This window comes from Nonomuraea sp. NPDC052129, from assembly GCF_040680095.1.
In the GTDB taxonomy this organism is placed as follows: Bacteria; Actinomycetota; Actinomycetes; order Streptosporangiales; family Streptosporangiaceae; genus Nonomuraea.
This window is the reverse complement of sequence record NZ_JBFAVX010000011.1, coordinates 157,142-177,550: the sequence shown is the minus strand read 5'-3', so window position 1 is coordinate 177,550 and position 20,409 is coordinate 157,142. Positions and strand designations below refer to the sequence as shown.

Annotated in this window: 21 protein-coding genes and 1 pseudogene; 13 read left to right on the top strand and 9 right to left on the bottom strand. The window is 69.5% G+C overall.

What is annotated here, in order from left to right:
* The first annotated feature begins 8 nt into the window (after positions 1-8).
* The 3 genes from AB0L53_RS25025 to AB0L53_RS25015 are packed head-to-tail and all read left to right on the top strand — an operon-like array spanning position 9 to position 2,652.
* Entirely contained in the window at positions 9-758 is a 750-nt protein-coding gene (locus tag AB0L53_RS25025; protein ID WP_363998160.1) for a LytTR family DNA-binding domain-containing protein, read from the top strand.
* The gene (locus AB0L53_RS25020; RefSeq protein WP_357642944.1) at positions 755-1,168 is read left to right on the top strand and encodes a hypothetical protein; all 414 of its coding nucleotides are present in this window, start codon (positions 755-757) and stop codon (positions 1,166-1,168) included. The genes AB0L53_RS25025 and AB0L53_RS25020 overlap by 4 nt, the downstream gene beginning before the upstream one ends.
* Entirely contained in the window at positions 1,165-2,652 is a 1,488-nt protein-coding gene (locus AB0L53_RS25015; RefSeq protein ID WP_363998157.1) for a cation acetate symporter, read from the top strand. Before AB0L53_RS25020 ends, AB0L53_RS25015 begins: the two co-directional genes overlap by 4 nt.
* Before the next feature lie 34 nt (positions 2,653-2,686).
* On the opposite strand, the gene AB0L53_RS25010 is transcribed toward AB0L53_RS25015, so the two are convergent.
* A complete protein-coding gene (locus tag AB0L53_RS25010; protein ID WP_363998154.1) occupies positions 2,687-3,700 on the bottom strand; it encodes a LacI family DNA-binding transcriptional regulator in 1,014 nt (337 codons plus the stop codon).
* A gap of 11 nt (positions 3,701-3,711) precedes the next feature.
* On the opposite strand from AB0L53_RS25010, the gene AB0L53_RS25005 reads away from it, so the two are divergent.
* From AB0L53_RS25005 to AB0L53_RS24990, 4 genes are read left to right on the top strand one after another with little or no spacing between them, the layout of a single operon-like run.
* Positions 3,712-4,875, top strand: coding sequence for a PLP-dependent aspartate aminotransferase family protein (locus tag AB0L53_RS25005; RefSeq protein ID WP_363998151.1), 1,164 nt, complete (start codon positions 3,712-3,714; stop codon positions 4,873-4,875).
* A gap of 34 nt (positions 4,876-4,909) precedes the next feature.
* Positions 4,910-6,163 carry a sugar ABC transporter substrate-binding protein gene (locus AB0L53_RS25000; protein ID WP_363998148.1) on the top strand — a complete coding sequence of 418 codons (1,254 nt, stop codon included), beginning with the start codon at positions 4,910-4,912 and terminating at the stop codon, positions 6,161-6,163.
* On the top strand, positions 6,160-7,062 hold the full coding sequence (locus AB0L53_RS24995) for a sugar ABC transporter permease (protein WP_363998145.1): 903 nt from the start codon (positions 6,160-6,162) through the stop codon (positions 7,060-7,062). The genes AB0L53_RS25000 and AB0L53_RS24995 overlap by 4 nt, the downstream gene beginning before the upstream one ends.
* Positions 7,059-7,874 carry a carbohydrate ABC transporter permease gene (locus AB0L53_RS24990; protein ID WP_363998142.1) on the top strand — a complete coding sequence of 272 codons (816 nt, stop codon included), beginning with the start codon at positions 7,059-7,061 and terminating at the stop codon, positions 7,872-7,874. Before AB0L53_RS24995 ends, AB0L53_RS24990 begins: the two co-directional genes overlap by 4 nt.
* Before the next feature lie 6 nt (positions 7,875-7,880).
* Here AB0L53_RS24990 and AB0L53_RS24985 read toward each other — a convergent pair whose 3' ends face one another.
* The gene (locus AB0L53_RS24985) at positions 7,881-8,978 is read right to left on the bottom strand and encodes a helix-turn-helix transcriptional regulator (RefSeq protein ID WP_363998139.1); all 1,098 of its coding nucleotides are present in this window, start codon (positions 8,976-8,978) and stop codon (positions 7,881-7,883) included.
* 123 nt (positions 8,979-9,101) lie between these two features.
* Here AB0L53_RS24985 and AB0L53_RS24980 point away from each other — a divergent pair, with 123 nt between their 5' ends.
* From AB0L53_RS24980 to AB0L53_RS24960, 5 genes are all read left to right on the top strand, one after another.
* Positions 9,102-9,440 carry a hypothetical protein gene (locus tag AB0L53_RS24980; protein WP_363998136.1) on the top strand — a complete coding sequence of 113 codons (339 nt, stop codon included), beginning with the start codon at positions 9,102-9,104 and terminating at the stop codon, positions 9,438-9,440.
* Positions 9,441-9,592: 152 nt separating this feature from the next.
* The gene (locus AB0L53_RS24975) at positions 9,593-9,922 is read left to right on the top strand and encodes a DUF485 domain-containing protein (protein ID WP_357951155.1); all 330 of its coding nucleotides are present in this window, start codon (positions 9,593-9,595) and stop codon (positions 9,920-9,922) included.
* Positions 9,919-11,529 (top strand): cation acetate symporter, encoded by a 1,611-nt coding sequence (locus tag AB0L53_RS24970; RefSeq protein WP_358551462.1) that lies wholly within the window; start codon positions 9,919-9,921, stop codon positions 11,527-11,529. The genes AB0L53_RS24975 and AB0L53_RS24970 overlap by 4 nt, the downstream gene beginning before the upstream one ends.
* A 136-nt stretch (positions 11,530-11,665) precedes the next feature.
* On the top strand, positions 11,666-11,842 hold the full coding sequence (locus AB0L53_RS24965) for a hypothetical protein (protein ID WP_363998536.1): 177 nt from the start codon (positions 11,666-11,668) through the stop codon (positions 11,840-11,842).
* Between the two features lie 15 nt (positions 11,843-11,857).
* A complete protein-coding gene (locus tag AB0L53_RS24960; protein WP_363998534.1) occupies positions 11,858-12,007 on the top strand; it encodes a hypothetical protein in 150 nt (49 codons plus the stop codon).
* Between the two features lie 89 nt (positions 12,008-12,096).
* Here AB0L53_RS24960 and AB0L53_RS24955 read toward each other — a convergent pair.
* The 5 genes and pseudogenes from AB0L53_RS24955 to AB0L53_RS24935 all read right to left on the bottom strand — a co-directional run.
* Positions 12,097-12,555, bottom strand: a pseudogene (locus tag AB0L53_RS24955) (amino acid permease); the annotation flags it as partial.
* Positions 12,462-13,049 (bottom strand): ATP/GTP-binding protein, encoded by a 588-nt coding sequence (locus tag AB0L53_RS24950; RefSeq protein ID WP_363998132.1) that lies wholly within the window; start codon positions 13,047-13,049, stop codon positions 12,462-12,464. The gene AB0L53_RS24950 and the pseudogene AB0L53_RS24955, both read right to left, overlap by 94 nt.
* Complete coding sequence (locus tag AB0L53_RS24945; protein ID WP_358553507.1) at positions 13,030-13,422, bottom strand: DUF742 domain-containing protein; 393 nt, start codon at positions 13,420-13,422, stop codon at positions 13,030-13,032. The genes AB0L53_RS24950 and AB0L53_RS24945 overlap by 20 nt, the downstream gene beginning before the upstream one ends.
* Complete coding sequence (locus AB0L53_RS24940; RefSeq protein WP_358553505.1) at positions 13,419-13,835, bottom strand: roadblock/LC7 domain-containing protein; 417 nt, start codon at positions 13,833-13,835, stop codon at positions 13,419-13,421. Before AB0L53_RS24940 ends, AB0L53_RS24945 begins: the two co-directional genes overlap by 4 nt.
* Positions 13,832-16,177: a nitrate- and nitrite sensing domain-containing protein gene (locus tag AB0L53_RS24935; RefSeq protein WP_363998521.1), complete on the bottom strand. Its 2,346-nt coding sequence runs from the start codon at positions 16,175-16,177 to the stop codon at positions 13,832-13,834. The genes AB0L53_RS24940 and AB0L53_RS24935 overlap by 4 nt, the downstream gene beginning before the upstream one ends.
* 245 nt (positions 16,178-16,422) lie before the next feature.
* Between AB0L53_RS24935 and AB0L53_RS24930 the strand changes: the two genes are divergently transcribed.
* Complete coding sequence (locus tag AB0L53_RS24930; protein WP_363998129.1) at positions 16,423-17,487, top strand: terpene synthase family protein; 1,065 nt, start codon at positions 16,423-16,425, stop codon at positions 17,485-17,487.
* Here the strand turns inward: AB0L53_RS24930 and AB0L53_RS24925 are convergent.
* Positions 17,466-18,968, bottom strand: coding sequence for a prenyltransferase/squalene oxidase repeat-containing protein (locus tag AB0L53_RS24925; protein WP_363998126.1), 1,503 nt, complete (start codon positions 18,966-18,968; stop codon positions 17,466-17,468). The two genes, AB0L53_RS24930 and AB0L53_RS24925, sit on opposite strands and share 22 nt — an antisense overlap.
* Positions 18,965-20,338 carry a cytochrome P450 gene (locus AB0L53_RS24920; RefSeq protein ID WP_363998123.1) on the bottom strand — a complete coding sequence of 458 codons (1,374 nt, stop codon included), beginning with the start codon at positions 20,336-20,338 and terminating at the stop codon, positions 18,965-18,967. Before AB0L53_RS24920 ends, AB0L53_RS24925 begins: the two co-directional genes overlap by 4 nt.
* Between the last annotated feature and the right edge of the window lie 71 nt (positions 20,339-20,409).

Genomic DNA, 20,409 nt, shown 5'->3' with positions numbered 1-20,409 from the left:
CACTGTGTATGGCACAACTTCGGGTCCTCGCCGTCGACGACGAGCTACCCGCTCTGGAAGACCTGTCGTACTTACTGCGCGCCGACCCTCGTATCGGGGAGGTGGCCACCGCGAGGGACGGCGCCGCGGCGCTGAAGCTGCTCGACCGTGCCATCGCCGACGGCCGGCCGATCGACGCCGTCTTCCTCGACATCAGGATGCGCGGGCTCGACGGCGTGGTGCTCGGGCGGCTGCTGTCGCAGTTCGCCAACCCGCCCCGGGTCGTGTTCGTCACCGCGTACGAGGAGCACGCGGTCGACGCCTTCGAGATCAAGGCCGAGGACTACCTGCTCAAACCGGTGCGCCCCGAACGGCTGGCCGAGGCGATCAGGCGGGTGGCCGTCTCGGCCGACGTGCCGGTCGAGCTCGGCGAGTCCGACACCATCCCGGTTGAACTGGGCGGCGTGACCCGGTTCGTCTCCAGCACCGACGTGGTGTACGTCGAGGCGCACGGCGACTACGCCCGTCTGCACACCGCCGCCGGCAGCCACCTGGTACGCATCCCGCTGGCCACGCTGGAGGACCGCTGGGCTTCGGCCGGGTTCGTCCGGGTGCACCGCAGCCACCTGGTCGCGGTCAAGCACATCGAGGAGCTGCACATCGACTCCGGCAAGTGCACGGTCCGGGTCGGCGACACCGAGATCCCGGTCAGCCGCCGCCACACCCGCGAACTGCGCGACATGCTCGTCCGCAGGGCCAAGAGAGGACGGCCGGAGTGAGCCCGGAGCCCCGCCCTGCCCGCCGGGTGCCGCTCGCCCGCCACGACACCGCGCGCCGGGTCACGGTGACGAGCCCCCGCACCGCCGCCGCGCGCCGCCCCCGCTACCCGGCCACCCGGGAGATCGACGAGCAGACGCACCTCGGCGAGGTGTACATGCGCTCGCTGCTGCGCACCCAGTTCCGGCTGGCCCTGTTCGTCTGCACGGTGCTGGCGTGCGTGGTGTGCGGTCTGCCGCTGCTGTTCCTGGCCATTCCGGAGCTGCGCGAGGTGGACCTGCTGGGCATCCCGCTGCCGTGGGCGGTGCTCGCCGGCCTCATCTACCCCGCCTTCGTCGTGGGCGCCTGGCTCTACGTACGGCAGGCCGAACGCAACGAGCGCCACTTCGCCGACCTGGTCGAACGCCCATGAGCCTCGCCGCGGTCGTCGTCGTGGTGGTGGCGGCCGTGCTCATCGGGGCGTTCGGGATCCGGTTCTCCCGTACGACCTCCGACTTCTACGTCGCCTCCCGCTCGGTCAGCCCGCTGTGGAACGCCTCGGCGATCGGCGGCGAGTACCTGTCGGCGGCGTCGTTCCTCGGGGTGGCGGGGCTGATCCTGTCGTTCGGCGCCGACATGTTGTGGCTGCCCGTCGGCTGGACCGGTGGCTACCTCGTGCTGCTCGTGCTGGTCTCCGCGCCGTTGCGCCGCTCGGGCGCGTACACGCTGCCCGACTTCGCCGAGGCCAGGCTGGAGTCGATGACCGTACGCCGCACGGCCAGCGTGCTCGTCGTGCTCATCGGCTGGCTCTACCTGATGCCGCAGTTCCAGAGCGCGGGCCTGGTGCTGCGGACGGTCACCGGGGCGCCGGTGTGGGTGGGCGGGCTGCTGGTGGCGGCCGTGGTCGCGGTCAACGTGCTGTCGGGCGGCATGCGGTCGATCACGTTCGTGCAGGCGTTCCAGTACTGGCTCAAGCTGACGGCGCTGGCCGTACCGCTGGTGTTCCTGCTCATGGCGTGGCGCGCGGACGGGGCGCCCGCGGTGAGCGCCGCCGACGCGGCCACCTGGCAGGTGCCGCTCGCCGGCGGCAAGGAGTACGGCCTGTACTCGACGTACTCGCTGATCCTGGCCACCTTCCTGGGCACCATGGGCCTGCCGCACGTGCTCGTCCGCTTCTACACCAACCCCGACGGCCGGACCGCGCGCCGCACCACGCTCGTGGTCCTGTCGCTGCTCGGCGCGTTCTACCTGCTGCCCGCGCTGTACGGCTGGCTGGGCCGGTTGTACGTACCCGAACTGGTGGGGACCGACGCGGTCGTGCTGACCCTGCCGGAGCGGATGGTCGGCGGCACCCTGGGCGACCTGCTGACCGCGCTGGTCACGGCGGGGGCGTTCGCGGCGTTCCTGTCCACCTCGTCGGGGCTGACCGTGTCGGTGGCCGGGGTTATCGCCCAGGACCTGCTCAAGGGCAGCGTCCGCTCGTTCAGGGCCGCCACGCTCATGGCGGTCGCCGTGCCGCTGGCCCTGGCGCTGTGGGCGCGGGCCCTGCCGGTGGCCGACGTGGTGGGGCTGGCGTTCGCGGTGGCGGCCTCGTCGTTCTGCCCGCTGCTCGTGCTCGGCATCTGGTGGCGCCGGCTCAGCACCACGGGCGCGCTGGCCGGGCTGCTGGTGGGCGGCGGGCTGGCCAGCGCGGCGGTGCTGGCCACGATCACCGGCGGGCCGTGGGACGGGCTCGCGGGCGCCCTGCTGGCCCAGCCGGCCGCCTGGACGGTGCCGATCGCGTTCGCGGTGATGGTGGCGGTGTCGTTCCTGACCCCGCACCGGGTCCCGGCGGGTGTGGCGCGCACCATGGTCCGCCTGCACACCCCGGAGGACCTTGACCTGGACCGCGGCGATTGGCGACCCCGCTCGTCCTGAGTCTCAGGGGGCTGCTCGCCGGAGCCGCGGATGATCAGCTCGACTTCTGAGGGGGCTGCTCGCCGGAGCCGCGGGTGATCAGTTCGACCGGGACCTTGACCCGCCGCGGCTGGTCCGAGGGGTCCAGGAGCAGGTCCACCGCGCTCCGGCCCAGTCGCGTCACGTCGTAGCGCACCACCGTCACCCCCGGGTTGAACACCTCCGCCAGCGCGAAGTCGTCGAAGCCCACGAACGCGGGGCGTTCGGGCCGCTCGCGCAGTGCCTGGAGGATGCCGATCGCGGCCCGGTTGTTGGTGGCGAAGAACGCCGTCGGCGGGTCGGCCAGTGACAGCAGGCGCGTCACCTCCTGTCCGGCCCGCCACGGGTCGAACACCTCCCGCACCACCAGCGACTCGTCCACCGCCACCCCAGCCTCCCGCAGCGCCGCGCGGTAGCCGGAGGCGCGGTCGTGGACCGAGCTGATCCCGTCGTCGTCGGAGATCAGCCCGATGCGCCGGTGGCCGTGCCGCAGCAGGTGCTCCGTCGCCATCCGGCCGCCCCTGACGTCGTCCAGCAGCACCACGTCCGCCTGCTCCAGGCCGTGCGGCACCCGGTCCACGAACACCGTGGTCAGGCCGCCGTGCTCGCCGAGCCAGGCGTGGTCGGCGGCCGACGGCACGATGATCAGCGAGTCGACGCCCCGGGCGTACATGGACTCCACGAGCATCCGCTCCCGCTCCGGCCGTTCCTCGTAGGAGCCGAAGACGACCAGCGCCTCATGGTCGGCCGCCGCCGCTTCCACCGCCTTGGCCAGGCGGGAGTAGAACTCGTTGGAGATGTTCTCCATGATCAGGCCGAGGGTCAGCATGGTGGCGCGGCGGGCCAGCCGGCTGGCCGCCTCGTTGCGGCGGAAGCCGAGCGCGCTGATGGCCTCCTGCACCCGCTGCCGCAGTGGCGCGCTCACGTGCGGCTCTTGGTTGACCACCCGCGAGACGGTCTTCAGGCTCACACCCGCACGCCGGGCGACGTCGGCCATGGTCGGGTTGATGGCTCCCTTGTGGCCTGTCATATGGTGCCCCCATGGATGATGAATGGATCTGTGGACGGCTGGGCGAGGACGAGCCGTGGATGCTGGGCGCGGTCAACCCGCCGGTGTTCGAGAACTCCCTGTTCACCTTCGAGACGGCCGGCGAGCTGGGTGAGGCGATCAGGAACGAGGACGAGCGCTACGTCTACTGGCGGGGCACCAACCCGACGGTCGACCTGGCGCAGCGCAAGCTTGCCGCGCTGGAGCGGGGGGAGCGGGCCAAGTGTTTCGCCTCGGGAATGGGCGCGATCGCCGCGACCATCTCCTCGCTGGTGAAGGCCGGTGACCATGTGCTGGTGCTGGGCGCGGTCTATGGGCCCACCACCCAGTTCCTGCGTTACCTGGAGAAGTTCGGCGTCACGCATACGCACGTCGATGACCTCGAAGGCTGTGACAGCGCTATCACGGTGAGCACCCGCCTACTCTACTTCGAGTCGCCCTCCTACATGGCCTACGCCGTCGTGGACATCGCGGAGGTGACCGCCTGGGCGCGGGAGCGGGGGCTGGTGACGGTGATGGACAACACCTGGTCCACGCCGCTGTTCCAGAAGCCGCTGACGCTCGGGGTGGACCTGGTCGTGCACTCGCTGTCGAAGTACATCGGCGGCCACAGCGACCTGGTCGGCGGCGTGGTGATCGGGCCGTCGCGGCTCATCAGGCCGCTGGCGCTGACCGAGTATCAGCTCTACGGGGCGGCCATGTCGCCGCACGACGCGGCCAAGGTGATCAAGGGGCTGCGGACGCTGCCGGTACGGATGGCGGCGCACCAGGAACGCGGGCTGGCCGTGGCCGGGTTCCTGGCGGATCATCCGGCGGTGCGGCGGGTCAACTATCCCGGGCTGCCCTCGCATCCCGGCCACGCGCAGGCACTTCGCCAGATGTCCGGCTTCTCCAGCCTGTTCAGCCTGGAACTGGACACCGACTCCCGGCCGGTGGTCGCAGCATTCATCGATTTGTTGCGATATTTCAGGATCGGAGTGTCTTGGGGAGGCTTTGAGAGTCTGGTCAACGCGCCCGCGCTCTCGACCGAGGAGAGCGTACGAGCGACCATGGGCATCCCGATCGGGCTGGTCCGCCTGTCGGTCGGGCTGGAGCCCGCCGATACGTTGATCAAGGACCTCGGTCTAGCGCTGGAGGGTGCCAGTCCCCTAGCGTGATTGACAGCGCTGTCTTACCTCTCTGGAGGCTCAGATGAGAACCCCCCTCCTCCCTGTCTTCGCCGCGGCGACACTGGTGCTCGCGGGCTGCGGCTCCGGGTCGTCCTCTGGGGAGGTACGGCTGCGCATGATCGAGAGCCTGACCAGCCCCGAACGGACGAAGCTGATCAAGACCTTGATCGCGGACTTCGAGAAGGCGAACCCGAAGATCAAGGTGGAGCTGATCTCGCCGCCGCTCGACAGCGCCGACCAGAAGATCACCCAGATCCTGCAGACGAAGAAGGGCTTGGACGTCCTGGAGGTCCGCGACCACACGGCCAAGTCCTTCTCCAACAACGGCTGGCTGGCCGTGCTGCCGACCACGGAATGGGCGGGCTGGTCCGACCTGACCGAGCTGGCCCAGAAGAAGGCGGTCGAGGTCGGCGGCAAGCCGTACCTCATCCCGTACGGCTTCTATGAGCGCACGCTGTTCTACCGGACCGACTGGGGCATGACCCAGCCGCCCACGACCTGGCAGGAGCTCTACGAGGCCGGCAAGAAGATGACCTCGGGCGACAGGTTCGGCTATTCCTTCCGGGGCGGCATAGGCGGCGCCGACTATGTGGTGCAGATGATCAGCGCCTACAACGGCGAGGCCCTGAACCCCGAGAAGTCCTTCTACCTCAAGGACAAGCGGACGATCTTCTCGACCCCCGAGGCCGTCCAGGCCACGGACCTGTTCGTGAAGATCTTCAAGGAGATCTCGCCCCCCGACTCGGTGTCGTGGGGCTACCCGGAGATGGTCCAGGGCTTCACCTCGGGCGTCACCGGCATGCTCATCCAGGACCCCGAAGTGATCAAGACGGTCCAGGAGAGCTCGGTCAAGACCTGGTCCACGGCCCCGATCCCCAAGGGTCCGTCGGGCTACGCCTTCCAGCCGGTCGGCTACGCCGGCTGGGGCGCGACCTCCTTCAGCCAGCATCCCAAGGAGGCGGTCAAGCTGGTGCAGTTCCTGTCGGAGGCCAAGCAGAGCATCGCCTTCGCCAAGGACAACTCGCTCATCCCGATCTCCAAGCAGGCCCAGAGCGACCCGCAGTTCTCCCAGGGCGCCTGGAAGGCCTACCTCCAGGCACAGCAGGACCCCAAGCAGGTGATCACGATCCGGCCGGTCGACTACCCGGGCTGGAGCCAGTTCCGCGTCGACTCCGACCGTGACGTGCAGGCGCTGCTCACCGGCAAGAAGACCACGGCCGAGGTGCTCAAGTCGTGGGACGCGTTCTGGACGGACCAGGCGAAGAAGGTCTCGTGAGCGTGGGATCCGCCAGACCCGCGTTCACCACCCGCAAGGCCAGGTTCATCGCCCTGTGCCTGCTGCCCGGCGTGGTCTTCGTGGTGCTCTTCACGTACTATCCGGTGATCCGCGGCGCGATCATCGCCTTCCAGCAGTACAACCTGTTCGACCTGACCTCGACGCCGTTCGTGGGCCTTGCGAACTTCCGCGCGGTGCTGGCCGAGGACCGGTTCTGGACGGCGCTCCGCAACACCGGCACCTGGGTGGTCGTGTCGCTGTTCTTCCAGTTCTTCCTCGGCTTCGGGCTGGCGCTGCTGCTGCGGCGGCACTTCCGCGGCCGGGGGCTCTACCAGGCGTGGGTGTTCTTCCCCTGGGCGATGTCGGGGTTCCTGATCGGGCTGCTGTGGCGGTGGATGTTCAACGGGCAGTTCGGGGTGATCAACGACCTGCTGCTCAGAAGCGGCATCATCGAGCACCGCATCGGCTTCCTCGCGACGCCCGGGTGGGCGATGACCTCGGTCATCATCGCCAACGTCTGGTACGGCGTGACATTCTTCGCCATCATGATCATGGCGGCCCTGCAGTCGGTGCCCCGTGAGCTCTATGAGGCGGCGGACGTGGACGGGGCGTCACGGCTGAGGCAGTTCTGGCACGTGACGCTGCCGCACATCCGGCCGACGCTGGCGCTGATCGTGCTGCTGCGCATCATCTGGATCCTGAACTTCCCCGACCTGATCTACTCGATGACCGGCGGCGGACCCGCGGGGAGCACCGACATCATCACCACGTTCCTCATCCAGCAGGTGATCGGCGGCGACTACGGCCGAGGGGGCGCGGTCGGCATGCTCGTCCTCGGCCTGCTGCTCGCCTTCAGCGTCTTCTACCTGAACGCCACCCGATTCGAGAAGGCCCGATGAGACGCCTGGCCAAAGCGATCGTGCTCGGCGTCTGGCTGCTGATCACGCTCTTCCCCCTCTACTGGATCGTCGTCACCTCGCTCAAGCCCAAGGCCGAGATCTTCTCGATGCCGATCAAATACTGGCCGGGCAACGTGACGTTCGAGCACTACGCGGACCTGTTCTCCTTCGCCGACTTCGGCACCTACCTGCTCAACAGCCTGCTCGTCTCGCTGGTGGCGGCCGGGGCGGTGACCATGATCGGCGTGCTCGGCGGCTACACGCTGGCCCGCTTCAGCTTCCCCGGGCGGGGCGCGCTCATGCTGGCGTTCCTGGTCACCCAGATGCTCCCGCTGTTCATCGCGCTCGGCCCGCTCTATCTGCTGATGTCCGACCTCGACCTGCTCAACCGGCTGGCCGGGCTCATGCTCGTGTACGTCGCCATGCTGGTGCCGTTCTCCACGATCATCATGCGCGGCTTCTACGAGCGCATCCCCGTGGCCCTGGAGGAGGCCGCGCAGGTCGACGGGGCCTCCCGGCTGGTCGCCATGGTCCGGGTGGTGATCCCGGTGATGCTGCCGGGCATCGCCGCGACGTTCATCTTCGCCTTCGTGCAGTGCTGGAACGAGTTGTTCCTGGCGATCACGTTCATCGACAGCGAGGACGCCAAGACGATCCCCGTCGCCATGAACTCCTTCATCACCCAGTACGACATCGACTGGGGCTCGATGGCCGCCGCCACGGTGGTCTCGGTGCTGCCGACGCTGGTGCTGTTCGCCGCGATCCGCCGCTACATCGTCGAAGGGCTCACGGCCGGTGCGGTCAAGGGGTGACGATCGTCAGCCGGTGAGCGCGGCCATGAGCTCGTCCCTGCCGCTGGCGCCGGTCTTGCGGAAGACCGCCTTCAGATGGTCGTTGACCGTGTGCACCGACAGGTCGAGGCGGCGGGCGATCTGCTTGGGGGCCGCGCCGGCGTACAGGCACTCCACGACGCATCGTTCGCGCGGCGTGATGCCGTACCAGTCGCAGAACGACGGGAGCAGCAGCGGGCCGGTGGCCGCCTGGATGACGATGGCCACGTCGCCGTCGCCGTCGGGGGAGAGAGGCTGGCCCTCGATCACTGTCCAGCGGCCGAAGATGGCCGCCGGCGCGCAGATCCGCGGCCGCCAGGAATCCGGATCGCGGGCGTATGTCCGCGTGTCGAGTGACAGGCATTCCATCGACGTGTCGGCCAGCCAGTCGGGCAGGTCGCACCGGCCGGGCGTCCACATCTGCGCCAGCCACGCGCGCGCCTGCGGCGTGACCGCGCGGATGGCGTGGTCGGCGCCTATCACGATCAGGCCCGCGGGCAGCGCCGGGAACGACGGGGTCAGCGGCGCGACGGTCACATAGCGGCGCAGCGCGGCCAGCAGCGCCGGGGCCAGCCGTACCGCTCTGTCCGCGTCCTCGGCGCCGAACGGCCGCCCGCCTTCCGAGCGGATCAGTCCGAGCAACCCCCACACGCCGTGGGAGTCGCGCAGCAGCAGCCGGAGTTCGCAGCCCGCACCATGCGCCAGCAGCACCTCCCGCGTCAGCCGGTCGCCGTGCAGCTCGCACGGCCCCTCGCCGTGCTGCTTGCAGCGGTTGCCGCCGCATCCCGCGCCCACCAGGCCCACCGGCACGGGCCGCCGGGCCAGCGCGGCCGGGCGGCACGGATCGTCGTCGAGGTAGCGGCTCATCGCGAGCGCGCGGATGAGCGCCGGCTCGTAGCGGTGCCAGAAGCTGAAGGACCCGAGTCCCAGCCCGGTCGCCGGACTGGTGCCGACCAGCCGCAGCGCGTCATGACTCACCCACCGCGAGACGGCGCGCGAGATCGCCTCACCCAGCTCGTCGGGGCTCGCCCCCTGCCCCATCGCCGCGTTGAGCTCGCGGAAGAGCCGATCCTCCGATGGAATCACGCCGATCACATCAGCATGCCGGGAAGGCTCACCACAATTGCCTCTCAGGGTAGTCATTTGATTACTCAGAGCAAGTATGAACCTGATGGCCTTTCGCCCCGACTGTGCCGGCAAGGAGGCAAGGTGGCAGATGAGTTACTGGTGGTGAGATGCCAGCTCGGCGAGCGCGAGGCGCTGGCGGAGCTGGTGCGGGCCTGGCACGCCCGGCGGACGGTGATGGATCGGCTGCGCCACGAGTACGGCACGGCCGAGACCGAGTTGACCGCCGATCCGGTGGCCGCCGATCCGGCCGCCGCCCTGGTGGACCGGGCCGAGCTGGTCGCCGGGCTGACCCGGTTGTCGAGGTCGCTGTCGCGGACGAGGCGGATCGGGGCAGTGCTGATCGGTGTTTCGGCGGTCCTGGCCGTACGGGCGCATCTGCGGCGGGCGGCGCTGCTGTGGCGCTGGCGCGAGCTGTCGTGACCGTTCATCGCGCGGATGCGACCTTTCGCCGCAACTCCGTCCCAACTAGGCGCTGAGCTGCGGCGGCTCGCCGAACAGCCTCCCCAGGGCCCTCCACGAAGGATAGGTTTCGCTCCTATCTTGTGCGTGATCCGCATCACAGTGGAGGGCTCGTGACGACTAAACAACATGACGCATCCGTCTATGAAGAGATTCAGGGGAGCGCCGAATTCCAGGACCTGAAGCGGCGCTTCCGGCGGTGGACGTTCCCCATGACCGCGGCGTTCCTGGTGTGGTACCTGCTCTACGTGGTGCTGTCCGGGTGGGCGCGTGACTTCATGGGGATCAAGCTGTTCGGCAACATCAACGTGGCGCTGATCTTCGGCCTGCTGCAGTTCGTCTCCACGTTCTGGATCGCGTGGGCGTATTCCAGGCACGCCGACAAGAAGCTCGACCCGATCGCCGACAAGCTCCGCCACGAGGTCGAGGAGAAGACCCAGTGAAGTCCGAGACCCTGGCCACCATTCTCTTCCTCACCTTCGTCGCGCTCACGCTGGTCATCACGTTCTGGGCGAGCAGGCAGACGAAGACCGCGGCCGACTACTACGCCGGCGGCCGGTCGTTCAGCGGCGTGCAGAACGGCCTGGCGATCGGCGGCGACTACATGTCGGCCGCGTCCTTCCTCGGCATCGCCGGCATCATCGCCCTGTCCGGCTACGACGGGTTCCTCTACTCCATCGGCTTCCTGGTGGCGTGGCTGGTGGCGCTGCTGCTGGTCGCCGAGCTGATGCGTAACTCCGGCAAGTTCACGATGGCCGACGTGCTGGCCTTCCGGATGAGCCCGCGCCCGGTCAGGACCGCCGCGGGCGTGTCCACGATCACGGTGAGCATCTTCTACCTGCTGGCGCAGATGGTCGGCGCGGGCGCCCTGGTCGGCCTGCTGCTCGGCATCACCAGCCCCTCGGGCAAGGCGTGGACGATCGTCGGGGTGGGCGCCCTCATGATCGTGTACGTGGTGTTCGGCGGCATGAAGGGCACCACCTGGGTGCAGATCGTCAAGGCCGTGCTGCTGATGACCGGCGCCGCCCTGATCACCCTCCTGGTGCTGGGCCACTACGGCTTCAACCTGTCGTCCCTGCTGGGCGACGCGGCGACGCAGAGCGGCAAGAACGGCAACTTCCTCATCCCCGGCCTCAAGTACGGCACCGAGGCGCAGGGCCTGGCGGGCAAGATCGACCTGATCAGCCTCGGCCTCGCCCTGGTCCTCGGTACGGCGGGCCTGCCGCACATCCTGATCCGCTTCTACACGGTCCCGACGGCCAAGGACGCCCGCAAGTCGGTGCTCTGGGGCATCGGCATCATCGGCGTGTTCTACCTGCTCACCCTGGTCCTCGGCTTCGGCGCGGCGGCCCTGGTCGGCAGCAAGGCCATCGCCGCCTCGGACAAGGCGGGCAACACGGCCGCCCCGCTGCTGGCCAAGGCCGTCGGCGAGACGTTCCTCGGCTCGGCGGGCGGCACGATCCTGCTGGCGCTGATCGGCGCGGTGGCCTTCGCCACGATCCTGGCCGTGGTGGCCGGCCTAACGCTGGCCTCCTCCTCCAGTTTCTCGCACGACCTGTACGCGCACGTGTTCCGGCGCGGCAACGCCACCGAGCGCGAGGAGGTGCTGGTGGCCCGCATCTCCGCGTTCGTCATCGGCGCGGTCGCCATCGGCCTCGGCATCCTGGCGCAGGGACAGAACGTCGCGTTCCTGGTGGCGCTGGCGTTCGCGGTGGCCGCCTCGGGCAACCTGCCGGCGATCCTCTACAGCCTGTTCTGGAAGAGGTTCAACACGGCGGGCGCGGTCAGCGCCATCTACGGCGGCCTGATCTCCGCCCTGCTGCTGGTCATCTTCTCGCCGGTGGTGTCCGGCTCGGAGACGGCCCTGTTCAAGACGGCGCACTTCAACTGGTTCCCGCTGAGCAACCCGGGCATCATCTCGATCCCGCTGGGCTTCCTGTTCGGCTACCTCGGCACGATCCTGAGCAAGGAGTACAACGCGGCCAAGTACGCCGAGATCGAGGTCCGCTCGCTCACCGGCGTCGGCGCCGAGAAGGCTACCGAGCACTGACACCCGCTGGTCATGGGGGCCCGGCTCAGGCCGGGCCCTTTCGCCTGCCGCCCGCGCCGAGCAGGTACAGCAGGGCCCCACCACGAGCGACAGGCACCAGATGACCATGACCGCCGCCTGCAGCACGTTGTAGACCTTGGTCTGCGCGTCGGCCGGCGCGGCCGACATGAACGCCGCCACGGTGAACAGCGCGGCCAGCACGGTCTGGATCCAGACCGCCACGTCCGGCACCTTCTGCGCGTTGACGTGCGAGACGGCCTTGGGTAGCCGCTGGTCGAGCCCGGAGACGAAGATCAGGCGGGCGAAGGAGTAGTTGTAGACCACGGTGATGATGAAGAACATCGCCGCCAGAAGGAGCGCCACCAGCTTGCCCGCCCAGGCGCCCAGCCCGATGCCGACCGCGGCCGCCACCGCGGTGATCTGCGCCGAGCGGTCCGCCGGAACCGAGACCATCACGCCCCAGGTGGCGGCGAGGTAGGCGACCATCACGGCGAGCGAGCCCCACAGCAGGTAGGCGAGCCCGGCCGCGAAGATCAGCGCGATGGCCAGGCCGTACGCGAGGAAGACGATGTTGACCACGTTCTGCGTCAGGCGGAACCGCAGCACGGCAAGCACGGCCGCCAGCACCAGGATCGCCACGATCAGCCCGCCCTGCGCCTGCACGGACAGGGCGCCGACGGCGGGGAAGACGAAGCCGAGGAACGAGATCGTCAGCGTGCCCGTGGCCACCATCACCAGGACGCCCGGCCACCACGCGCAGAACCCGGCGAAGAACCCCCAGAACGGCCCGAACGCCTTGCTGGTCCACAGGTAGATCGAGCCCTCGCCGGGGAACATGGCGCCCAGCTGCCCGGTCACGATCGCGCACGGGATCAGGAACAGCGCGAACGCGATGATCCACCAGCCGAACGCGGCCGGACCGGCGCTCTGGATCAAGGAGCCACAGGCTCCGCGCGGAGTTTGGCGGAATGCTTCACCAGGGTGATCAGCACCTCCCTGCTCGAGTCGCGCTTCCTGGCGTCGCACATGATGATCGGGATCGACGGGTTCAGCTGGAGCGCCAGCCGTACCTCGTCGAGCTCGAACGTCCGCGAGCCCTCGAAGCAGTTGACCGCCACCACGAACGGCGTGCCACGGCGCTCGAAGTAGTCGATCGAGGGGAAGCAGTCGGCCAGGCGGCGGGTGTCGGCCAGGATGACCGCGCCCAGCGAGCCCTCGGCCAACTCGTCCCAGACGAACCAGAACCGCTCCTGCCCCGGCGTGCCGAACAGGTACAGCACGTAGTCGGGGCTGAGCGTGATGCGGCCGAAGTCCATCGCCACGGTCGTCGTCCGCTTGGCCTCCACGGAGGAGATGTCGTCGATGCCGATGCCGCGGTCGGTCAGGATCTCCTCGGTCCGCAGGGGGCGCGTCTCGGAGACCGCGCCGACCAGCGTGGTTTTACCCGCGCCGAAACCACCCGCGACCAGGATCTTGATCGCGGTCGGCAGGCGCGGGCGGTCAGAGCGATCGAAGGCCATCGAGCACCGCCCTGTACATCTTCATATCGTTCATGTCCACCTCGGATTGCGGTTCCTGGGCCGAGACGAGTTCCTTGTCGAACAGGTCGCCGAGCAGCACCCGGATCGTGCCCGCGGGCAGGTCCAGGTGCGCGGCGATCTCGGCGACGGACTTGGGCTCGCGGCAGAGCCGCAGGATCGACAGATGTTCGGGGTCGAGCCCGGCCTCGGGACCAGGCGTCGGGCCGATGGCCACGGCCATGGAGATCAGGTCGAATTTGCCATGGGTGGGCTGGGTCCGCCCCCGCGTCACCACGTACGGCCGGATGATCTCCGGATCGACCCAGTGCTCGTCCTCGGGCCCGTCCGTGGGGCCGTGACCAGGGGTGTTCACCGATCACCCCTGGCCACGGCCTCGGCACGGGCGCCCGAGGTGAGGTATTGGCCGACCCGGGCGACGAGCATGGCCATCTCGTAGGCGACCAGCCCGATGTCCGCGTTCTGCGTGCACAGGACGGCCAGGCACGCCCGCTCGCCCGCCACGGTCACGATGAGGAACCGCGAGCGCAATTCCACCACCGTCTGCTTGACCGTGCCGCCGCGCACGTGCTCGGACAAGCCCTTGGCCAGGCTCTGCAGCCCGGAGGCCACCGCCGACAGGTGCTCGCCGTCCGTCCGCTGCAACGCCGCGGACGAGGCCATCAACAGTCCGTCAGAAGACAGGACGATGGCGTGCTCGGCCTCCTTGACCCGGCCGATCAGATCATCGAGCAGCCAGTTCAGATCCGTGCCGGAACCAGGTGTCACGTCTCGCCTCCCGGTTGCTCTCCATCGAGCCCGTCCATGATTTTGGCCGCTTCGGTCCTGCCCAGCCTGGTGCCCGACTGCAGAGATCCCATCATCGCGCGGATCTCTTCCGGCGAGCGTTCGTCATCGTCCTCCTCGGGGTTCGGTCGCGTGGCGGGCGCCTCGTCACGCAGGGCGGGGGCAAGGCTGGCCTGTGGCACCCGCAAGGGCAGGCCGGAAGGGGTGAACTCGGCGGGGGGCTGATCCTGTGCGGGCTCCGGTCGCGCGCGCCTCGGCTCCGGACGGACACGCTCCCGTTCGGACTCCGGACGCACGCGCTCCCGTTCGGACTCCGGGCGGACGCGCTCGCGTTCAGACTCCGGACGCACGCGCTCCCGTGCGGGCTCCTGCTCGGCGGGGTCGCGGGGCGGAGCCACCGTCAGCCGGCGTACGTTCTCCGGAGCGGCCGTCCGCGCCGCCGTGGTGACCGCCTTCCTGCGGGGCAGCCGCGCCGGCTCATCGCCCTCCTCCGGCGCCTCTCCCAGCTGGACGAGCTCCTGGGGGATCAGGACCACGACCGTGGTCCCCCCGTACGGTGAGGACTTGAGCACGACCTGGATCCCGTGGCGCCCGGCCAGGCGGCTGACCACGAACAGTCCCAGGCGCGCGGTGCCCGTGATGCGGAACTCCGGCGGGTCCGCGATGCGCTCGTTGGCGGACTCCAGGTCCTCCGGCTTCATGCCGAGCCCGCGGTCCTCGATCTCGACCACGTATCCGTTGGCCACCAGCTGCCCGCGGACCTCGACGGTGGTGTAGGGCGGCGAGAAGGAGGCCGCGTTCTCGATCAGCTCGGCCAGCAGGTGGATGACGTCACCCACGGCGCGGCCCAGCAGCACGACGTCGCCCATCGGCATGAGCGTCACCCGGGTGTAGTCCTCCACCTCGGCCAGCGCGCCGCGTACGACGTCGACCATCGGCACCGAGCGGCGCCAGACACGGGCTGGGGAGGAGCCGGACAGCACGATGAGGTTCTCGGCGTTGCGCCGCATCCGGATGGCCAGGTGGTCGAGCCGGAAGAGCTCCTTCAGCTCCTCGGGGTCGGTCTCGCGCCGCTCCATCACGTCGAGCACGGTCAACTGCCGGTGCACCAGGCCCTGGGTCCTGCGGGCCAGGCTGAGCAGGATGTCGCGGATGCTGCGCCGCAGCTCGGCCTGCTCGGCGGCGACGCTGACCGCCGTGCGCTGCACGGTGTTGAACGCCTGGCCGACCTGCCCGATCTCGTCCTCACCGAAGTCCAGCGATGGGGCCTCGCGCGCCAGGTCCACCTCCTCGCCGTGCCCGATCCGCTCCACCAGACGGGGCAGCCGCTCGTCGGACAGCTCGTGCGCGGCGTCACGCAGCTTCTGCAACTGGGCGAGGAGCGTACGGGCCGTGGTGATGGACAGGACGATCGACGCGATGACCGCGATGAGCCCAAGGCCGCCGGCCAGGACCAGTCGCACGACCACGCCGATCGCGACCGGCGTCGCGCGGTCCACGAGGCGGTCACCCGCGCTGAGCACCAAGGCGTTGAAGTCGGCGAGGGCGCGTTCGGAAGCGGTCTTCCACTGGCCGGCGCCGAACGGGACGCTCTCCATGCTGGCGTCCTGCTCGACGAGCCGGTTCTCGAGCTCGCGCAGGTTGTTGAACGTGGCGCTCGCGGCCAGCTTGTCGTAGGCGGCCTTCTCGGAGTCGGGCAGCTCGCCGGCCGCCTGCTCGGCGAGGATGCGCCAGGCGCCCACGGTCTCGGCGAATTGCGCGTGTTCCGCGGGGGTCAGCCGTCCCTCGGCCAGGGCGCCGGCGAGCAGGGCGTCCTCCCGGGCGAGAACCTCGCGGGCCCTGCTCAGCGCGAGGAGCGTGCGGATGTCCTTAGCGACGATCTTGTCGTCGAGGGTCGCCACCGAGCCGTAGAGCCGGTAGATGGAGTCGATGACGTCGGCGTAGGCATCGGTGGCCTGCACCCGGTTCATCCGGCCCGCGTCGATGGCCTGCCGGGTGGTCTTGAGCGTGTCGAGCCGCCGGAAGACGTCGGCGACCCGCTTGGCCCCGTCGCCGTCCGTCGCCCAGTCGACCACGCTCGAACTCGCCGCCTCCTCGAAGGTGGTGATCGTTCGGTCGGCCTGCTTGCGCTGGGTCTCCAGATCCTTGCGGGCGCGGATCGTCCCGTCGCCGAGCCGGATGATCGACAGCCGGCGTTCCCGTTGCAGCTCGACGAGCAGCGGCTCGCTCGGCCCGACCACGGCGTTGTCGAGCTGCGAGACCCAGAGCAGGTTGACGCCCTCGCGAAGGGTCACCCAGGCGGCGAACACCCACAGCGCCGCCATGGAGAGCAAGAGAGCAATGATCTTGGTCCGCAGTCGTGAATTGCGGAAGCGCATCATACCTACCCTGTGAAAGTCATTTGAAATGGCTGACCACCAGGAGATGCAGTGGCATACCGGCGCTGAAGACGTGGGCACCCTAGCAAAGAGGGCGATCTTGCCTCAACCCGACTGCATTCATTTGCGGTGATATATCCGTTTTCATGACCCAATTAGTCAAATGATGTATTGATGGATATCCTCCGTGGGTGAGTGACCCGGAGGATCGCGCGTATTTCGGCATCCGCAACGATCTCGCGGACCGGTTGCTCAAGGGATCGCATCAGTTGGCGGGCGTGCCCGAGGGGGACCGAGGCGCCGTCCTGCGGGCCGCGCTCGACGCCGTTCCCGAGGCGGCCGGGCTGCTGCGCCCTTTTCCCGTCCTGTTCGCCGACGGCGAGAGCTCGGCGAGCCGGCTGGCCTTCAGCTGTCTGTCGGCCGCGGCCACGTTCCCGCTCGCGCGCCGAGACCAGATCGCCGAGCTCGGGGCGCTGACCGCGATCCTGTTCGGCCTCGACGACATCGCCGACGGCATCGCCGGAGACTGGTCCGACCGCGACTTCACCGCCTTCATCGCCCGGCTGTGCGCCATGACCACCGGCATGCCCTTCGCCGCGGCACCCGAGCCGGCCGCCGAAGGGCCGATCGAGCAGGTCCTGGGCGCCTGGCAGGCGTGGTGTGCCCGCTTCCACGGCCACACCGGTGCGGCGGTCCACGCGCCGACCCTGGGACGACGGCTGGAGCTCGCCGGCGCGGCCATGCTCCGCGAGCGCGCCTGGGCGGCGGGCCGGGCCCCCTGGCCGGAGTACGCGGACTACCTGGCGAACGGCCTGCTCACGATCCTCTATCCCACGTGGTGGGCCGCCGCCCTGGCGATCCGCGGTCCCGTCCCCGCCGAGGCCGCCCACTGGGCGTCGATCGAGCCGGCCACCCACCTCGGCGCGGCCTGCATGCGGCTGGCCAACGACATCAGGACGTTCGAGCGGGAGAAGGCCGAGGGCAAGCCCAACTCCATCAGCATCCTGGAGAACGCGGGCACGGGCACGGCGCGAGCGGTCACGCGGGTCTCGGCGCACATCGGCGAGCTCGACGCGGAGTTCAGAGCCGCGCTCGCCGGCCTGCCCGCCGAACTGGCGGAGATCGCGGAGGGGCAGCGCAGGAGCGTGTCGTTCAACGGCCGCTGGTACCTGGCCAGGGACACGCACGCGTACACCGTCCACGAACTGGCCGGAGATCTGGAGTCCCATGAGGGTCAGGTCCGCCGGGCGAGATGAGACGAGGCGATGACGGCGGCGCGGACCACGGCGACCGGCGTGTAAAGGTCCTTGTCGTGCCAGAGGGGCGGATGCTCCTCGCCTGACGACCGTGTCAGATACGCGTGACCGCGGTCTACGGCCCGCTCACATCGCGAGTCCGCCCGCCACCGGGTCAGCAGCAGGATCTGCATCGCGTAGGCGGTCTCCTCCGCGGTGCCCACCCAGCGGCCCCACGACCCGTCCGGCCGCTGGGTCTCCAGCACCCAGCCGACGGCCGCGTCCACCGCGCCCGCCGAGAGGTCGCCGCCGAATTCGTCCAGCGCCAGCGCACAGGCCGCCGTGGCGTAGTAGCGCGAAGCGTGCCATCGGTCGGTCCAGCTCCCGTCCGGCTCCTGCCGCTCGCGGATCCAGGCCGCCACCTCGGCGATGGTCTCGTGATAGCGGACGGCGGCCGCGGGCACGCAGGTGACGTACTGGCCGAGGGCGTCGAGCACGTGCGCGTTGACGCTGACCGAGGTGCCCTGCTCTCCCTGCCAGGTGGAGAAGTGCGTGCCGGAGCGGAACGCCCCTAGGCAGTCCGGCTCGTACGGCATGCCGAGCAGCGCCAGGGCGTACAGCGCCACAGAGGTCGTGTCGGCGTCGGCGGGAAGCCCGGGGCCGGCGGTGGCGCCGGCGGGACCGATCGCCGCCCTGAGGTCGGCCGCCATCTCCGGCGGCACCTCGACGGGCACGCCCGCGCGGATCAACCAGCTCAGCACCCAGCCCCGCTCGAACACCGTGATGGGCAGCCCGACGGGCACCGGACCACCGTGGCGCCTGGCTACCGCCTCAAGGTGCCCGCGGGACGGGTCGTGCACGTCGCGCGCGCCCCGCTCGCCCAGCCAGGCGGCGGTGGCCGCGGGTGAGGCCCCGATGGTGCCGATGGCCGTCGGCCGGGCCACGAGCGCCCCCTTGGCCGCCGGGCCGCCGATCTCCAGAGCGTGCAGCAACTTCTCCGGCACCTCGGCCCCCGACTCGATCCACGATCTGACCAGGTCGAGCGTGTCGTAGCTCATCCCGTCGGGCAGCGACAGCGGGCCGTGGCCCGCCAGGCTCTCCAGGTGCCGATTGATGAGGGCGACCAGCGAAGGCACGATGTGCTCGATCGCCGGCATGTCGGGCAGCTGCAGGGGGCCGGCCAGCCAGTCGGCCAGAACGCGCAGGCCGCGCTCGGCGGCCTCCCCGAGGTTCTGCCCGTCCGTGCCGGACTCCCCGCGCAGCAGCGCGGACAGGATCGCCTCAGTGGCACTCAGGGTCGGCACCAGCCCATACCCGTCCGGTGCCCCCCAGGCGCCGTCCTGCCGCTGGGCGGCGACCAGGTAATCGATCCGCTCCTGGTGGCCGATCAGCCAGGGAACGAGCGTGACCAGCCGGCCGGTCTCATAGACCGAGGAAGAGACCTGACCCCAGGGCCGGAACATGAGATCCGTCAGCAGCTCCGCTGCCTCCCCGCCGCTCACGCCTGACGGCTCCGCTCGATCGGCAGCAGCTTCAGCATGAGTTTCTCCTTCGGTCGCACCGACGCTCCCGGCACCAAGGTGAGCCGCTGCGGGTTGGTCAGCGCCGGCCGGTACCTGCTCAGCAGGTTCGCGATCACGAGCGGCGCCTTGAGATAGAACAGGTGCTGGCCCAGGCACACATGCGGGCCGGCGCCGAACGGGATCGAGGCGTAGCGATGCCGGCGCTCGGCCTGCTCGGGCGCCCAGCGCTCCGGGTCGAATTCCAGCGGCCGCTTCCAGAACTCCGCCAGCCGATGGGTCGTGTACGGGCTGACCAGCACCTGCGAGCCCGCCTTGATCCGGACCCCGCCGATCTCCGTGTCCGCCACGGCCTGGCGGGGGATGATCCAGCCCGGCGGGTACAGGCGCACCACCTCCTGCAGGACCATGCGGAGATACCTGAGCCTGGGCACGTGGGCCGGCCGGACCGGGCCGTCGCCGACCACCTGGCCCACCTCCTCCCGCAGCCTGGCGTACACGTCGGGATGGTCGTGCAGCACCGACCACAGCCAGGTCAGCGAAACCGCCGTGGTCTCCGACGCCGCGCCGTAGACGCTGACCAGGTCGTCGCGGACCTGCCGCGGATCCGCCGCGCCCGTCTCCTCCATCCTGACCCTGAGCAGCGCCGAGAGCACTTCGTTGGTGCGGGTGCCCTCCCTGAGAGCCCGTTCGATCAAGGGGTAGACGATCTCGTCGATCTTCTTCGTGGCCGCCAGGAAGGCCCGGTCCCCCGGCACTCTGACGGAGTAGGGCATGAAGGGGAAGAGCAGCCGAAAGCCGATCGACGTGGCGCACGTGGCGAACTCGGGCAGGAGCCGCTCGGCGATGTCCCGGGAGATCCGCCCGCCGAACAGCACCTTGATGACGCTCTCGTTGACGATCGCCGTCATCTGGTGCGCGGCGTCGATCGGCCGTCCGCTCCGCGCGTGCTCGTCCAGCTCGGCGACGCGGCCGGCGATGATGTCGGCCAGGTCCTCGCCCAGCGAAGCCGTGTACCTCGCGGTGAACAGCGGCTGGAGGACCTTCCTGCTGGACTCCCAGCCCTCGCCCTCACCCAGGATGCTCTGGCCGGTCACGCGCCGCAGCGGCCGCCAGAACATGCCTTCGCGCACGAAGTTGGACCAGTCGGTCTTGAGCACCTGCTGGACGTGGTCGGGATGGGAGACCAGGTAGGGCTGGAACGGGCCGATGTTCAGCCGGACGATCCGCCCCCCGGCGTCGGTGCCCATCTTGGCCAGTTCGGTGACCGGGTCTCTCAGCAGCCGGGGGATGGTTCGGTGAAAGGGAAGGACCTGGGGTTCTTGTTCACCGGCTGGAAGCCCGGGCGCCACGCGATCCTCCAACTGCCCATCTCACCTGACGGACATTCCATAACAAAAGTCAAAACTCTTGTGGAGTATCA

What these genes read in the sequence shown, in the direction of transcription:
- AB0L53_RS24950 (WP_363998132.1), bottom strand. Translation starts at nt 13,049, where the DNA reads ATGGCCTTCGATCGCTCTGACCGCCCGCGCCTGCCGACCGCGATCAAG.
- AB0L53_RS24935 (WP_363998521.1), bottom strand. Translation starts at nt 16,177, where the DNA reads ATGGCGGCGCTGTGGGTGTTCGCCGCCTGGGTGACCCTTCGCGAGGGC.
- AB0L53_RS25025 (WP_363998160.1), top strand. Translation starts at nt 9, where the DNA reads ATGGCACAACTTCGGGTCCTCGCCGTCGACGACGAGCTACCCGCTCTG.
- AB0L53_RS25005 (WP_363998151.1), top strand. Translation starts at nt 3,712, where the DNA reads ATGGATGATGAATGGATCTGTGGACGGCTGGGCGAGGACGAGCCGTGG.
- AB0L53_RS25010 (WP_363998154.1), bottom strand. Translation starts at nt 3,700, where the DNA reads ATGACAGGCCACAAGGGAGCCATCAACCCGACCATGGCCGACGTCGCC.
- AB0L53_RS24990 (WP_363998142.1), top strand. Translation starts at nt 7,059, where the DNA reads ATGAGACGCCTGGCCAAAGCGATCGTGCTCGGCGTCTGGCTGCTGATC.
- AB0L53_RS25015 (WP_363998157.1), top strand. Translation starts at nt 1,165, where the DNA reads ATGAGCCTCGCCGCGGTCGTCGTCGTGGTGGTGGCGGCCGTGCTCATC.
- AB0L53_RS25000 (WP_363998148.1), top strand. Translation starts at nt 4,910, where the DNA reads ATGAGAACCCCCCTCCTCCCTGTCTTCGCCGCGGCGACACTGGTGCTC.
- AB0L53_RS24960 (WP_363998534.1), top strand. Translation starts at nt 11,858, where the DNA reads ATGATGAAGAACATCGCCGCCAGAAGGAGCGCCACCAGCTTGCCCGCC.